We start from the raw sequence: 13,720 nt of genomic DNA on the forward strand, positions 1-13,720 counted from the left end.
CGATGTATGGGTCACACGCGCCGGGATTTTTTGAAGACCGCGATCGTGATGGGAGTTGCCTCCCACCTGCCGGCGATCGCCGCGCCATCCCCCGTGCACGAAGTCGTCCTACCGGGAACGAAAGAGTCCGTGTTGCGTGTCGGCCTGGGGACCTTCCGCGTTTTCGATGTCGGCAACGATGCGAACAAAAGGACCGAACTCAAAAAGGTACTCAAAGCTTTCCACGCGGCGGGCGGTCGGCTCATCGATACGTCACCGATGTATGGCTCGGCCGAAAAGGTTTTGGGTGAGCTTAGCACCGAACTCGGTCTGAATGACAAGTTCGTCGTGGCCACGAAAGTATGGACTCACGGCGCGAAAGAGGGACGACAGCAGATCGATGCCTCTTTCAAGCTGATCAAACGCCAGAAGTTGGACCTTTTCCAAATTCACAATCTGATGGACTGGCAAACCCAACTCAAAACTTTGCGCAAACTGCGTGACGAGGGGAAGATCAAGTATATCGGCATCACGCACTACATGCCCTCGGCCTTTGCGGAGCTCGCGCAAGTTTTGAAAACCGAAAAGATGGATTTCCTGCAGATTCCCTACTCGTTGCAAGAGACGTCCGCCGAACGTGAACTACTTGGCGTTGCGGCCGAACATGACGTGAAGGTGATCGCGAATGAACCCTTTGGCCAGGGTGAGCTGTTCCGCCGCATGGGCGACCAGAAGCTGCCCCCGTGGGCGAAAGACTACGAAATCGAAACTTGGGCGCAGCTTTTCCTGAAGTTCATTTTATCCGAACCGCGTGTGCACTTCGCGATTCCCGGTACGGGTCGGCTCCGTCACGTGGAAGACAATCTGCGCGCCGCGCGCGGTCCCTTGCCCGAGGCGAAAGACCGCGCGAAGTTTCGCGCGCTCCTTAAAATCTAGCGCGCGCGGGGCTGCGTTTTCGCCCACAGAATGAAAGCGTATTCCGAGGCGATCTCTTTCAAGCGCTCAAACCGTCCGGAGGCGCCACCGTGTCCCGCTTCCATATTCGTACGGAAGATAACGACGTTCGGAGTCGTTTTTTCATCGCGCAACCGTGCCGCCCATTTCGCCGGCTCCCAGTACTGCACTTGTGAATCGTGATAACCCGTTTCGATGTAAATGTGGGGATAAGCCGCGGGGCGAACGTTGTCGTAGGGCGAATAAGACTTGATGTAGTCGTAGGCCGGCTTTTCATTGGGATTGCCCCACTGCTCATACTCGGCGGTCGTCAAAGGAATCGAAGCGTCCAGCATCGTGTTCACGACGTCCACGAACGGAACTTGCGCAACGATGCCGCGATACAGTTCAGGGCGTAAATTGATGACCGCACCCATCAGTAGACCGCCGGCGCTTCCGCCCATCGCGAAGACCTGATCCGGGTCCGCGAGCCCCGATTGGATCAAATGATCCGTGCAGGAGTTGAAGTCCGAGAAGGTGTTTTTCTTGAACATCATCCGACCTTTTTCGTACCAGGCCCGGCCCAAGTCCGAACCGCCGCGAATGTGCGCGATCGCGTAGGTGAATCCGCGGTCGATCAACGAGAAGATATTCGAACCGAAGCGCGGTTCGACGCTGTAGCCATAAGATCCGTAGCCGTAGATCAGCGTCGGACGAGGTTTTCCTTTTTGAAATCCTTTTTGCCCGACGATGGACATCGGGATGAGCGTGCCGTCTTCGGCTTTGGCCCAAATGCGCGCGCATTCGTATTTCGACGCATCGAAAGTGGGGACTTCGGTTTTTTTCACGACCGTCAGCGCGCCGGTGGTCAATTCGCAGTCGTACCAGGTTTGCGGCTGCACGGGCGACGAATAAGAAAGCCGGAAGACCGCCGTGTCGTATTCGAGATTGGTGGAGGTCGCGGTCACGTAGGTGGGATCGGGGAAGGAGACGACCCGTCCCGCGCCTTTAGGATCCCGACGGTCCAAGATACGTAGACGCGTCAGTCCCGCGAACCGCTCTTCCAAAACCAAATGCGTTTTAAAGACGGTAAAGCCTTCGATGAACACTTCGGGATTGTGGGGAACGACCTCTTGCCAAGTTTCTTTGGGGGCGGGGTATTGGGGCGTCCACATCAAACGGAAATTTTCGGCCTGCCAATTCGACAAGACGTAGTAGCCGTCGCCGCCATCACTGACGGAGTATTCATGTTTGGTTTCACGAGGCAGGAAGACGACGGGCTCGGCGTTCGGCAGCATCGGGTCCAGTCGACGAGCTTCCGCCGAATCAAAACTGAAGGCCGTGAGGAAAAGGCTTTTCGAGTTCAGCGATTTCGAAATGTGTAGACCAAAAATTTCATCCGGTTCGAAGTAGACGAGTTTCTGTTCGCCCGAGACACTGTCGAAGCTGACGCATTTTTCGTAGCGCAGGGTTTCGGGATGTTTCATGACGACCAGAAGCGTGCGGTTGTCCCCCGCCCACTCGAAATTGCCCGCGGAACCTTCCAGCTCGACTTTCGAGATCTCGCCCGTTTTCAGATTTTTAGTGCAAATCGAGAACAAGCGCCGACCCACGCGGTCCAAAGCGAAGGCGATTTTTTCGCAATCCGGCGACAGCTTGATGCCCGAGACGTCGCAGTAACTCATCCCGACGGCGAGCTCGTTCACGTTCAGTAAAATCTCTTCCGGGCCGCCGCCGCGCGGGCGCCGGCAGTAGATCTGATACTCTTTGCCGGTTTCGAAGCGCGTGTAGTACTCGAATTCGGCGTAAGGACTGGGCGGAAGGCTGTCGTCCTCTTTCACGCGGCCCTTCATTTCACCGAAGAGCTGGGCCTGGAGTTCCTTGGTTTCCCCCAAAACGGATTCGAAATAGTCATTTTCACTTTTGAGGTGCTTCAAGACCGCTTCGCTGTCGCGTTCACGCATCCAGAAGTAAGGGTCCAGGCGAACTTCGCCCAGATGCTCGTGACGGTGTTCTTTGCGGTCCGGTTTGGGAATCTGGATGTTCATGGGCACTCCAATCTTGGCCGAGAGGGGAAAATTCCTCTATAATGGGGACAGGTCATCAACTCAAGGAGATCGCCCATGAAGCGGATTTTCGGCGCCCTGGGTCTTAGCGCCCTCTTCACCCTCGGACTTGCGTTATCTATTTCGACACCGGTCGACGCTTATCAAATTTCGGTCAAACAGAAACCGGGCAAATTGCGGTTCGGCGTGGTGGAAGAGGACAGCCTTTACGCGAAGGCGGGAATTCAGCGCAACGACATCATTCGCGAGATCAACGGCAAAGTCGTCGACGACACGACCCCGATCTCGGATGTGGAAAACGTTGTGCGTAAAGGCGGCAAGATGACGATTGAGCGCAACGGCAAGCTGATCAAAAAGAATTTGAAACCGATGAAGCTGGAAGATGAGCTTATCGAGCTTCCGCCGCCGGCGTCTGAATAGTCGTTTCGATTTCTCGGTTCACGATGTCGGGTAAATCCAGCTGCGTGCAATGGGAGCCCTTGTCGACGACGACGTAGCGGCTGCCGGCGATGCTTCGGTGCATGGATTCCTGGAACGAGAGCGGCGTCACGAAGTCCTTCGCGCCCGCCAAAACGAGTGTCGGCTTGTCGATCCGGCGAGCCAGATCTTCCCCGTCGAACTTCATCATGTCTTCGAAAAGCGGAATGAACATGTCGAGCGACATCTCGGCGGTTCCTTTAGCGTAAATTTCGATGTCCTTCCACTCGGTGTAACGCAGATTGAATCCACCCAGCGCGCCGGTCACGATGAACGAAAGCGGGTTCTGCGTTGAAAACTTCCAAAGCGGCGTCCAAATTTCGGGAATATTTTTGTGCGCGAAGCGACCGATTTTAAACAGTCGTTCCACGAGATCGACGCCGAACATGCCCTGGATTGGATTCTTCGCGAAGCCGTTGATGAATGTGTAGGAAAGCGCGCGTTCGGGCGCCAAATCCGAAAATTCAATGAGCACCGGAACCCCGAAGCTGTGTCCGGCGAAATGCGCTTTCTCGATTCCCAAGTGGTCCATCAGAGCCAGGATGTCTTTCGCCATCGACTTCACGGTCATTTGTTTCAGGTCGGCGGGTATCGCGCTTAAGTTGTGACCGCGCAGGTCGAAGGAAACAACCTGGTAATTGTGCGAAAAGTGTTCGAGCTGGTGATGCCAATGATTCATCAGGCAGGCGATACCGTAAACCCAGATCGTGGGTTCACCTTTGCCGCGGATTTCGTAATAGATCTCGGTGCCGTCATAGCTCGGAAAGTATCCGGTCGATTTGGGGACGATGTTGCCGGGAAGATTCATTTCACAAAACTCACTTGGATCAAGGTGGTGCCTATCCGGATCGTATCACCCTCTTGTAGCTCGTGGCGAATGTCGGATTGTCCATTCACGTGAACCATGCGCGGGAAGTCGGTCGTGAACACGGCGCCCGTGGATGACGGCGCGATGGTGAAAGCGATCGCGGGACAAACGGATTCCTTCAATTCGATATCCAGATTGTCCGAGCCGAAGTCGCGCGGGCCGAAGCCGAGTGTCAGGTATTCATCGGCCTGTTGACCCTCGATGAAATCCAATCGCAGCGCCTGTTTGAAAGCTTTGACGGGTGTTTTGACCGCAGGGCGCGCCATCTTCAGCTGCGCGATCCCTTCGCGCAGAACTTCGTCCCATGATTTTTCGATGACGGGTTCGGGAGGAGCGTCCTCCACGCGTTCGTCGCGTTCGACGACCTTGAAAACGGTGCGACCGATTTGAAATTGCACGCCGTGCATGAGTTGCACGCGTTTGACCTTTTGCCCGTTGATCTTGATGAGGTTGGAAGAGCCTTGGTCGATGACCAAAAGTCCGCCCTTCGGATCTTTGACGATCGCGGCGTGGAAACTCGAAACTTTCGAGTCTTTCTTCAGCTGAATTTGACCGCGGACCCGCCCGATTTCGGTCCCATCGCGGATCGAGAAGCTCTGCCCCGCGTGCGGTCCTTCGATAATTTCGAGTATAAACCCCATAGATTCATTTTAAGGCCTTGGAGGGGGATGGCCAAGGCCCTGGCAAATCAACTTGTTCTTGATCGAGGTCCATGTTAGTTCCCTGTCCTTGTTCATCATAACCTTGCTGTTGGGAAGACCCCATCGGCAGCCCCGAAAGGTAAGCTAAATGGCTGAAACTATTCTGAAATCGTCCGAAGTTCTGAAGCCCTACGAAGCGGTCATCATCATGCACCCCGAAGCTTCGCTGGACGAGCAAAAAGAACTCCTCCGTAAGAACAAAGGCATCGTCGAGTCGTTCAACGGCAAATTCAACTCGCTGGACACTTGGGGCAAACGCAATCTGGCCAACCTCATCGGTAAAGTGAAAAAGGGAACTTACTTCCACGTCACTTTCGAAGCGCGCCCCGCTGCGATCGCCGAGCTCGAGCGCACCATGCGTATCAACGATAAAGTCCTCCGTTTCATGCACACCAAGTTGGACGCTCGCGTCTCGCTGACCAAGTTCATGGAAGACTTCAAAAAATCGCTGGCAGAAACTGCAACTCGTGAGCGTGAGCGCGAAGCGAAAATCCAGGCGAAACGTGCCGCGATGGCCGCAATGGCTCAGGATCGCCGCGACGCTTAAGGAAAACCCACTTGAGTTCACAGATCTCGAGATTAAAAGAGCCCAAAGCCTGGGCTCTTTTCATTTCTGGCAGTTGTTTAACCCTTCTGACGCCCTTTCTGGGCGCGCCGTTCCTGCGTATTCTGCAGAACGTCTATGGCTCGGTGGCCTATTGGCTGCTGGGGTTGGTCGCCACGGCGACGGTCGCGGCTTCAATGCCGGGGACGATGGCGATCTTGGCCGCGTCGGTTTGGATCTGCGTCGGCGTTTTCGGTGAGTTCGAGAAAAAGGGCTACGGCCGGTTCTGGCCCGGAATGCTGGGCGTGGCCCTCGCGACCCTGCTGTCGTGGGTGGTCCCGGGACTTTTGAAGAATCAGTTCGGCGTCGATGTCGGCCCCGGGGTCGAAGAGAGCCTTCAGGCCTTGGTGAAACAGATCGAAAACAATCCTGAGCAGAAGGCGTGGATGGAAACCATGGGTTTCCAAACCGAAGCTCTGCTGGGTCAGGTGCCTTCGATGCTGGCCCTCGTGTACTTAATGTGTTTGGCCTTCGCTCTGATGTTGGCGCAGCGCATTGCGGCGGTCTTCCGGGTCCCTTACGAGCGGATCGCGGGCACGGGACGTTTGCTGGAATTCCGCATCCCGGACTGGATTTCGATCCTTTTGATCCTCTCGTTTCTGTTCAGCTTTTTGAAGGTCGACGTGCCGGGGCTGAACACGGTGGCTTTGAACCTGCTGCAGTTCTTGATCGGGCTCTACTTTTTTCAAGGCCTGGCCGTCTTGGAGACGACCTTCATCCTCTTGCGGGTCGATCCGATTCTGAAACTGATCGTCTACATTTTCGTTGTAGCCCAGTTGTTCTTTTTGTTAAGTCTCGTGGGCTTAGCGGATTTCTGGCTGGATTTTAGAAAGCGCCTACGCAATTGGGTGCTGAAAAAATCGAAGGAAAACGAGCCGTAACATGAACCAATACCTTACCCGTATGGGCCGTGGCCCCGGGATGGAGAAACAGGATTCAAGAGAATCCCGTAGAACTAGGAGAGAGAAATGAAAGTCATTCTGCAAAAAGACGTTAAAGACATCGGTAAAGTTGGAGATCTCGTTAGCGTCGCACCTGGTTTTGCGCGGAACTTCCTGTTCCCCCGTAAATTGGCAATGGAAGCGACCGAGACCCGCGTTTCGGAATACGAACACTTGAAGCGCGTTTCGGAAGCGAAGAAGAAAAAAGCGGTCGCAGAGCGCCAAGCATTGCTGGCGAAAGTGAACGGAATCGCTTTGAACTTCAAAGTCTCGGCGGGCGAAACTGAAAAGCTCTTCGGTTCGGTCACGACTTCGGACATTTCGCGCGAACTCGAGAACAAAGGTTTCTCGGTCGATCGCCGCGATATCCATCTCGAAGAACAAATCAAAGTCTTGGGTAACCACAAAGCGACCATCCGCTTGGGTGACAACTTGGAGACGACAGTTCAGATCGTGGTTGAAAGAGCGTAACGCTTTTCCAAAGATCGAATTAAAAAAGGGCATCCCGCGCAAGCCGGAGGCCCTTTTTCTTTTTGGAGGGGCGACGTTTAGGCGCTTTCGGATTCGAGAATCATATCCTGCAGAATGTCCGCGAGGACTTCCCGTAGATCGTCGAGCGAAAGGTCATAGGGGTTTTTCCCCCGGGATTCGGCCTGAGCGGCGAACCAAGATTCAATTTGGTCTTCGGGCATACCCGACAGACGGATGACTTGCTTGAGGGGGCTTCCTTCCATGGAATCTCCTGCGTCATGAGTTTCGAGAGGGACCTTTAGACTTTCAATTAGGCCCCTATTTCAAAGACTTAGTTATTGAATCAAGGGGTTAATCGAAAGCATACTGGGGCCCATCGATTCCCGACCGAAGTCGGGGGTGCGGAAGGGCTTTGGCTTATCTATGGAACAAACAGTTCTGATTACCGGCGGCGCCGGCTTCTTGGGATCGCATTTGGCGGAAAGATATCTTCTTTCCGGCCATCGCGTCATTGCCCTGGATAACTTCGCCACCGGACGCCAAGAGAACATCGCCCTTCTACAAAAGGTGGCTGGTGACCGCTTCCTTTTCATCGAGGCCGACGTCTGCAAAGACTGGTCGACTTGGATTCCGCGGATCCCGGCCTCATGGATGACGGGGCTGAAAAGTTGTTTCCATTTCGCGTCTCCGGCCTCGCCGCCGCATTATCAACGCTTGGGAATCGAAACGATGTGGGTGAACACACTCGCGCTCGAGCATTGTCTGCGTTTCGCGGATCAGTTGGGCGCGCACGTGACGTTCGCGTCGACGAGCGAAGTGTACGGCGATCCCGAGGTTTCTCCACAAACCGAAAGTTATCGCGGCTGGGTTAATACCTGGGGACCGCGCGCTTGTTACGATGAAGCCAAACGTTTCGGCGAAGCGCTGATTTACACTTGGAACCAAAAGCGCGGCACCCAACACGGCTGCGTGCGGATTTTCAATACCTACGGTCCGCGTATGAATCCCGTCGACGGTCGCGTGATCATCAACTTCCTGGTGCAAGCATTGAATGATCAGAAGCTGACGATCTACGGAACCGGTCAGCAGACGCGCAGCTTCTGCTACGTCGACGATCTGGTGGATGGGATCGTTCTGTATTCGACTCGCCGTCTTTCGCGTCCCGTGAACATCGGTAGCGAGGGCGAGTTTTCGGTGAAGGAACTGGGCGAGATGGTTCGTCAGATCTTCGCCCACAAAAATTTGGAATTCGAATATCAACCGCTCCCGGCGGACGATCCCAAGCAACGTCGTCCGGATCTGACTCTGGCGCGCGAGTGCCTTGCGCCCTGGGGTGGACCGAAGGTGGATCTGAAGTCGGGTCTTTTGCGCATGGTGGATTGGCTCGATAAAGAGCTGCGTTCCAAGCCGGGCGGCCTGGCGACGGCCCCGAGCCCGAAGGTTCAACACCAATGAGCCGTCCGGAAATCCTCGTCACGGGTGGGGCCGGTTACATCGGAAGCCATACGTGCAAGCTCCTCTCGCAACGGGGTTTCACGCCCGTCATCGTCGACAATCTGGTTTATGGACACGAATGGGCCGTGAAGTGGGGACCGCTTTATCGCGGGGAGCTTTCGGATCGCGAATTTCTGCGCTCCGTTTTTCAAAAACATAAAATTCAGGCGGTTCTTCATTTCGCGGCGTACGCGTACGTCGGTGAAAGCGTGAAAGACCCGTTGAAGTACTACACGAACAACGTCGCGGGTTCGCTGAGCCTGATGAGCGCCGCGGTCGAGGCGGGAATTCCGCGTTTCGTATTCTCCAGCACCTGCGCGACCTACGGAGAGCCGGAGCGTATGCCCATCGCCGAGACGACGCCGCAAAATCCCGTCAATCCGTATGGGGCGTCGAAGCTGATGATCGAGCGGGCCTTGAAAGATCTGAGTGCCGCCGCGCCCCTACAAGTGGTCGCGCTTCGCTACTTCAATGCCTGCGGCGCGGATGTCGATGGCGAAATCGGCGAACACCACGATCCCGAAACGCATTTGATTCCGCTCGCGCTCGAGGCGGCGCACGGCAAACGTGAGTTGACGGTTTTCGGAACGGACTATCCCACGCCGGATGGGACTTGCATTCGTGATTACATCCATGTCACCGATCTGGCCGAGGCCCATGTGATGGCCATGGACTGGATGACTCGCAATACCTCTGCGAAGTTCGAGGTTTTCAACCTCGGCACGGGTCAGGGTGTGTCGGTGCGTGAGTTGATCGACACCGTGGCGCGGATCACGGGCCGACAGGTTCCCGCGAGAATGGGCGCCCGCCGCGCGGGGGATCCGCCGGTCCTCGTCGCCACGGCCGCGAAAGCGAAAGAGCTGATGGGCTGGGAGCCCCGCCATTCGGGGCTCGAGAACATCGTGCGCACCGCGGATAATTGGTATCGCAAACATTTCGGTGCGGAGGTCGAACGATGAAAATCGTTTACCAAGCCTACGGGCGTGAAGACATCGTTCGCCAGGTTCTTTTTTCGGTCGTCAGTTTGAAGTCCCGCGCGGAAAGCACCGAGGGTTGGACGATCGAGATTTACACGGATCAACCTGATCGTTTGCAGAGCTTTTTCGCGGGTTGGCCCGAAGTGAAAATCGTGCCGATCACGACGGCCGACATTCAGGGCTGGCGTGGGGCGATTGATTTCGTTCACCGCGTGAAACTGAAAATTCTCGAGAAGGCGACCGAAAGTCTGCATGAACCTTTGATTTACTTGGACGGAGACACCTACTTCGCGAAGGATCCGACCGCTTTATTCGCGCAGATCTCGCCGACGCGCTCTTTGATGCACATTCGGGAATCCCGTTTGGATGAAGCGCGGGACCCGCTGACGAAAAAGATCGCGAAATTCGTGCGCAAAAATTCCTTCTCGGTTGATGGTGCGTCCACGCAGATTCCCCAAAGTTCCGAGATGTGGAATGCGGGCGTCATCGGAATTCATCCGGCGAACTTCCAGCTTTTGCCTTTGATGGTCGAGTTGACCGACCAAATGTACGGCCGCTACCAAAAGCACGTCATGGAGCAATTGGCGGTCTCGTACCTTCTGCAAACGAAAACGGTCGTCGCCTCCAGCCACCTTGAGGTCATTCATTATTGGCCGAGCAAAGAGGCCTTCGATGCCGCCATCGGTAACTTCCTGGCGTCGCGGACGAACGCGAGTGAGGCGCTGGCGACGATCGGCGATTTCCATTGGCCCGCGCCGATTCAGCCGCAGATCAAACGCAGCTGGCTGAGCCGTCTTTTCGGTCCCTGATTCTAGCGGGTGTCGTGATCCCGACACCTGTCGAGACGTGGACGACAGCTTCGGGCACCGTCTCAAATCGAGATTCGCTTTTCCTCCCTCATTCGAATTCAGCGCGTGCTGAGCGTCGGGAACGTCTCGTAATCTGACGTTTTTTCGGTACGAAATTCGCAATAGCTTAGGGTTGAAAGGTACGGGAAGCGACGTGAAAACCTTGAATTTGACCATGGCCATGATCGTTTTCTTCGGAAGTTGGATGCCCCAACTGGCCGAAGCGCGCACGGCGAAATCACGGAAAATCTCGCGCGACTCTTCAAGTGCGCGCGTTATCCGTGAAGAGATGGTCCCCGTCACCACTTACGTTCAACCGGCGGCCCCGGTCGCGGGTATCGGTGCGAATAGTTATATTCCCGCTCCTCAACCGACGACTCAATATGTTTACCAGGCGCCCGTGCAACCCGAGCAACCGAATATGTTGCTGACGATGGCGCCCGCCTTGATCCAGGCGTTGATGGCCCTGACGAAAAACTTCTCGAGCAGCGGTTCGACGACAGCATCGAGCCCGCTGGCGAACGATCCGACCGCAAACATGACCGAATCGCAGATCAATACGCGGACGTACACGAATAACCAACCCGATGCGCTGGCGGATCTGAACGCGACATCGCACGATGACGATACGCCGGTACAGGTCCCGGGGGCTTCGCCTTCGCGGACAATTTCCGAGCACGGACATTTACACTCGATGAAACGCGACGAAGCGACGGCCATGGGGCAATGCCTTGCACCCGTGAACACCGTTGGCGAAGCGAAGCGGATTCTTGTTCGTAACAACGTGCAAGTCGGCCGTGAAACCAATGATCGTCAGTTAATTTCGGTCGCGATGGGAATCCAGCAACTTCAGCTGTTGAGTGGAAATCGCGCGAACTTCGTTAGCGGCGCGACCTTCCGCTTCTTGAAAAACAGCCGCTACTCTTCGCAACGCCCGAACGGGATCTACATGGGTGCCAATCACCAAGACGGCAACGTCTCGCACGTCATGCACGAGCTGGGACACTACGCGGGCAATCAGGGACTGTATGCGGGCTACAAACAGCTCGGTCGCTGCAATCTGACAAGTTACTCGCATAAAGTTTGGAGCGCCGAAACCGCGCGCAATGAAGAGTTCGCCGAAGCCTTCGCGGCTTTCGTGGCCTCGCCGGGCCGCTTGCGTGATTCTCAAGAGCAGGCTTGCCGCGATGTCTTCGCGTACTTTAGCAAACATTATCCCAACGCTCAGAAATACGCGATTTGCGATCGCAACGCTTTGATCGCGGCCGTCAAGAATGGCGGACAGGTTGAAGTCGCTTCGGCCGATCGCCGCACGGCGAGCGATCAGCGCGCGGTTCAGTAAACGCGCGCCGTTCACCCTTTCCCAAAGTTGAAGACTAAGTTTGTGCGCCCGGAGCGAAGTTTTTCGGTTTCGAACCGCCGAAAGGCGTGACGCCAGCCGGAGGCTGCATCGGCGGCGGGGGCATCGGATGCGAAGGTTCCGGATCCGCGTCGCGGAAGCGACCGAACTGGCCATCAAAGCGCAGCGCCACGGTGCCGGTGGGACCGTTACGCTGTTTGCCGATGATCACTTCGGCGTGACCCTTCTTTTCATCCGATTTGTCGTAATACTCTTCGCGGTAAAGCATCATGATGACGTCCGCATCCTGCTCGATCGAGCCGGATTCACGAAGATCGGACAGCATGGGCTTTTTCTCGGTACGGCTTTCCACGCCCCGGTTCAGCTGGGCGAGGGCGATGACGGGAACGCGGAGTTCCTTCGCGATGGCCTTCAAGGTTCCGGAGATCTCGGCGACCTCACGTTCGCGGCTATCGACTTTTTCTTTCAGTTTCATGATCTGAAGGTAATCGATCATGATGCAATCCAGACCGTGCTGCGCTTTCAGACGACGGCAGCGCGAACGCACCTCGAAGGGGCTGATGCCGGACGTATCGTCGATGAACAACGGCGCTTCGGATAAGCGGCCAGCCGCATCGATCAGTTTGGGCCAAGCCGAGTCGCTGATTTGACCGGTTTTGAGTTCACCCATATTCACGCGCGCCTCGGAAGCCAGAAGACGCATCATGACCGCTTCCTTACTCATCTCGAGCGAGAAGTAGGCGACGGTCTTCTTCAAACGAAGCGCGATATGTTGAGCGATGTTCAGCGAGAACGCGGTCTTTCCCATGGAAGGACGGGCCGCGAGGATCAAAAGCTCGCCCGGGTTGAAGCCCGAGGTCATTTTATCCAGGCCAGTGAAGCCCGAACCGAGGCCGGTGACGGCCGCTTTTTTCTTAAAGCGCTCTTCAATTTCTTTGATGCTCTGTTTGACCAGTTCCATCGGGCTGACGAGCCCTTCGGTTTGGCGAGCCTCACCAAGGCGGTAGAATTTCCCTTCGGCTTCATCCAAGAAGCCGGCGACGCTTTCGAAGTCTTCCGAGTAGCCCTGGTCGATGACTTCGCCCGAGATGTGAATCGCGCGACGGACGAGGGCTTTTTCCCGCACGATTTTGGCGTGCGTGACGACGTTCGCGGTGGAAACGGTGCGGTTCACGAGCTCGACGAGGTATTCCGTTCCGCCGATCGCTTGGAGCTGATTCTCGCCGGTGAGGTAGTTGGTGACCGTGATGAGGTCGACCGGCTGATTCTTAGCGATCAGGGTTTTGAAGGTCGTGAACAGGATGCCGTGAGCGGGCTTATAGAAATCTTCAGCCGAGATTTGGTCCCCCAAAGAGTCCCAAACCATCGAATCGAGCATGAGCGCGCCCAAAATGGACTGCTCAGCCTCAATATTCTGTGGCGGTAAACGGCCTGCCATCTTCCCCTCCAAGCTGGCAAAAAATTGATCTTTATCTGACAATTCAAGGTGCAGAGAGGCAAGGTAAAAGCACAGCGGCTAGACCCTGAAATGCGCCACGGTCGCGGGACTCCCGGCGATGTTCGTGGAAAACTCTCTGGATAATGTGGGGATAATTTCGGAAGGCGGATTCAGATGAGAATCCGCCTCGGAAAAGGCCTCTTACGAGAGGTGCGGGCCTTTTTTAACGCGGATCTTGTAGGTGTCGATTTTCTTTTTCAGGGTGTTGCGGTTGATACCCAACATCTGAGCGGTTTTCACTTGGTTGCCATTGTAAGCGCGCAAAGCGATCTCGATGAGGGGACGCTCCACTTGCTCCATGACCACGCCGTACAGACCGTTCAGTTCAACTTGAGCTTCGCGCTGTTGTTGGAACAGGACTTCCAATTTGCTTTTCACCAGCTTCTCAAGGCTGACTGCCGACAAGTTTGCGACAAACAGTTGGTCCGAGCTGTTCAGGTTGGGAGTCATGGTACTGCCAAGTTCGACGGGCTGCAGGTTCATATTCACACTTTCCGTTCTGC

The 13,720-nt window shown here is 55.6% G+C and carries 15 protein-coding genes; 9 read left to right on the forward strand and 6 right to left on the reverse strand.

Features of this window, described 5'->3' with window-relative positions:
- Window positions 1-6: 6 nt before the first annotated feature.
- Entirely contained in the window at window positions 7-915 is a 909-nt protein-coding gene (locus KF767_15415) for an aldo/keto reductase (protein ID MBX3019275.1), read from the forward strand.
- Here the strand turns inward: KF767_15415 and KF767_15420 are convergent.
- Window positions 912-2,960, reverse strand: a complete 2,049-nt coding sequence (locus KF767_15420; protein MBX3019276.1) for a S9 family peptidase — start codon at window positions 2,958-2,960, stop codon at window positions 912-914. The genes KF767_15415 and KF767_15420 overlap by 4 nt on opposite strands.
- A gap of 75 nt (window positions 2,961-3,035) precedes the next feature.
- Here KF767_15420 and KF767_15425 point away from each other — a divergent pair, with 75 nt between their 5' ends.
- Complete coding sequence (locus KF767_15425; protein MBX3019277.1) at window positions 3,036-3,398, forward strand: hypothetical protein; 363 nt, start codon at window positions 3,036-3,038, stop codon at window positions 3,396-3,398.
- Here the strand turns inward: KF767_15425 and KF767_15430 are convergent.
- Together KF767_15430 and KF767_15435 are read right to left on the reverse strand one after the other, a co-directional pair.
- Window positions 3,367-4,263, reverse strand: a complete 897-nt coding sequence (locus tag KF767_15430; GenBank protein ID MBX3019278.1) for an alpha/beta hydrolase — start codon at window positions 4,261-4,263, stop codon at window positions 3,367-3,369. The two genes, KF767_15425 and KF767_15430, sit on opposite strands and share 32 nt — an antisense overlap.
- A complete protein-coding gene (locus tag KF767_15435) occupies window positions 4,260-4,964 on the reverse strand; it encodes an FHA domain-containing protein (GenBank protein ID MBX3019279.1) in 705 nt (234 codons plus the stop codon). The genes KF767_15430 and KF767_15435 overlap by 4 nt, the downstream gene beginning before the upstream one ends.
- 163 nt (window positions 4,965-5,127) lie before the next feature.
- Between KF767_15435 and rpsF the strand changes: the two genes are divergently transcribed.
- The 3 genes from rpsF (at window position 5,128) to rplI (ending at window position 7,040) form a co-directional block, all read left to right on the forward strand.
- Window positions 5,128-5,571, forward strand: a complete 444-nt coding sequence (rpsF, locus tag KF767_15440; GenBank protein MBX3019280.1) for a 30S ribosomal protein S6 — start codon at window positions 5,128-5,130, stop codon at window positions 5,569-5,571.
- 11 nt (window positions 5,572-5,582) lie between these two features.
- Window positions 5,583-6,509 (forward strand): DUF2232 domain-containing protein, encoded by a 927-nt coding sequence (locus KF767_15445; GenBank protein MBX3019281.1) that lies wholly within the window; start codon window positions 5,583-5,585, stop codon window positions 6,507-6,509.
- Window positions 6,510-6,596: 87 nt separating this feature from the next.
- Window positions 6,597-7,040, forward strand: a complete 444-nt coding sequence (rplI, locus tag KF767_15450; protein MBX3019282.1) for a 50S ribosomal protein L9 — start codon at window positions 6,597-6,599, stop codon at window positions 7,038-7,040.
- Between the two features lie 77 nt (window positions 7,041-7,117).
- Here the strand turns inward: rplI and KF767_15455 are convergent, their stop codons facing one another.
- Complete coding sequence (locus tag KF767_15455) at window positions 7,118-7,303, reverse strand: hypothetical protein (GenBank protein ID MBX3019283.1); 186 nt, start codon at window positions 7,301-7,303, stop codon at window positions 7,118-7,120.
- 160 nt (window positions 7,304-7,463) lie between these two features.
- On the opposite strand from KF767_15455, the gene KF767_15460 reads away from it, so the two are divergent.
- The 4 genes from KF767_15460 (at window position 7,464) to KF767_15475 (ending at window position 11,701) form a co-directional block, all read left to right on the forward strand.
- Window positions 7,464-8,495: an NAD-dependent epimerase/dehydratase family protein gene (locus KF767_15460; protein MBX3019284.1), complete on the forward strand. Its 1,032-nt coding sequence runs from the start codon at window positions 7,464-7,466 to the stop codon at window positions 8,493-8,495.
- Window positions 8,492-9,493, forward strand: a complete 1,002-nt coding sequence (gene galE / locus KF767_15465) for a UDP-glucose 4-epimerase GalE (protein MBX3019285.1) — start codon at window positions 8,492-8,494, stop codon at window positions 9,491-9,493. The genes KF767_15460 and galE overlap by 4 nt, the downstream gene beginning before the upstream one ends.
- Window positions 9,490-10,320 carry a hypothetical protein gene (locus KF767_15470; GenBank protein MBX3019286.1) on the forward strand — a complete coding sequence of 277 codons (831 nt, stop codon included), beginning with the start codon at window positions 9,490-9,492 and terminating at the stop codon, window positions 10,318-10,320. Before galE ends, KF767_15470 begins: the two co-directional genes overlap by 4 nt.
- 193 nt (window positions 10,321-10,513) lie before the next feature.
- A complete protein-coding gene (locus KF767_15475) occupies window positions 10,514-11,701 on the forward strand; it encodes a hypothetical protein (protein MBX3019287.1) in 1,188 nt (395 codons plus the stop codon).
- Window positions 11,702-11,735: 34 nt separating this feature from the next.
- Here KF767_15475 and dnaB read toward each other — a convergent pair whose 3' ends face one another.
- The gene (dnaB, locus tag KF767_15480; GenBank protein MBX3019288.1) at window positions 11,736-13,157 is read right to left on the reverse strand and encodes a replicative DNA helicase; all 1,422 of its coding nucleotides are present in this window, start codon (window positions 13,155-13,157) and stop codon (window positions 11,736-11,738) included.
- A gap of 201 nt (window positions 13,158-13,358) precedes the next feature.
- On the reverse strand, window positions 13,359-13,667 hold the full coding sequence (locus tag KF767_15485) for a site-specific DNA inversion stimulation factor (GenBank protein MBX3019289.1): 309 nt from the start codon (window positions 13,665-13,667) through the stop codon (window positions 13,359-13,361).
- Between the last annotated feature and the right edge of the window lie 53 nt (window positions 13,668-13,720).

This window comes from Pseudobdellovibrionaceae bacterium (assembly GCA_019637875.1).
Lineage (GTDB): Bacteria > Bdellovibrionota > Bdellovibrionia > Bdellovibrionales > Bdellovibrionaceae > JAHBUW01.

Bases quoted from the DNA above. Each gene is read 5' to 3' on its own strand.
- KF767_15415 (MBX3019275.1), top strand. From the start codon at position 7: ATGGGTCACACGCGCCGGGATTTTTTGAAGACCGCGATCGTGATGGGA.
- KF767_15430 (MBX3019278.1), bottom strand. From the start codon at position 4,263: ATGAATCTTCCCGGCAACATCGTCCCCAAATCGACCGGATACTTTCCG.
- KF767_15435 (MBX3019279.1), bottom strand. From the start codon at position 4,964: ATGGGGTTTATACTCGAAATTATCGAAGGACCGCACGCGGGGCAGAGC.
- rplI (MBX3019282.1), top strand. From the start codon at position 6,597: ATGAAAGTCATTCTGCAAAAAGACGTTAAAGACATCGGTAAAGTTGGA.
- KF767_15485 (MBX3019289.1), bottom strand. From the start codon at position 13,667: ATGACTCCCAACCTGAACAGCTCGGACCAACTGTTTGTCGCAAACTTG.
- KF767_15425 (MBX3019277.1), top strand. From the start codon at position 3,036: ATGAAGCGGATTTTCGGCGCCCTGGGTCTTAGCGCCCTCTTCACCCTC.
- galE (MBX3019285.1), top strand. From the start codon at position 8,492: ATGAGCCGTCCGGAAATCCTCGTCACGGGTGGGGCCGGTTACATCGGA.
- KF767_15455 (MBX3019283.1), bottom strand. From the start codon at position 7,303: ATGGAAGGAAGCCCCCTCAAGCAAGTCATCCGTCTGTCGGGTATGCCC.
- KF767_15420 (MBX3019276.1), bottom strand. From the start codon at position 2,960: ATGAACATCCAGATTCCCAAACCGGACCGCAAAGAACACCGTCACGAG.
- KF767_15470 (MBX3019286.1), top strand. From the start codon at position 9,490: ATGAAAATCGTTTACCAAGCCTACGGGCGTGAAGACATCGTTCGCCAG.
- dnaB (MBX3019288.1), bottom strand. From the start codon at position 13,157: ATGGCAGGCCGTTTACCGCCACAGAATATTGAGGCTGAGCAGTCCATT.
- KF767_15460 (MBX3019284.1), top strand. From the start codon at position 7,464: ATGGAACAAACAGTTCTGATTACCGGCGGCGCCGGCTTCTTGGGATCG.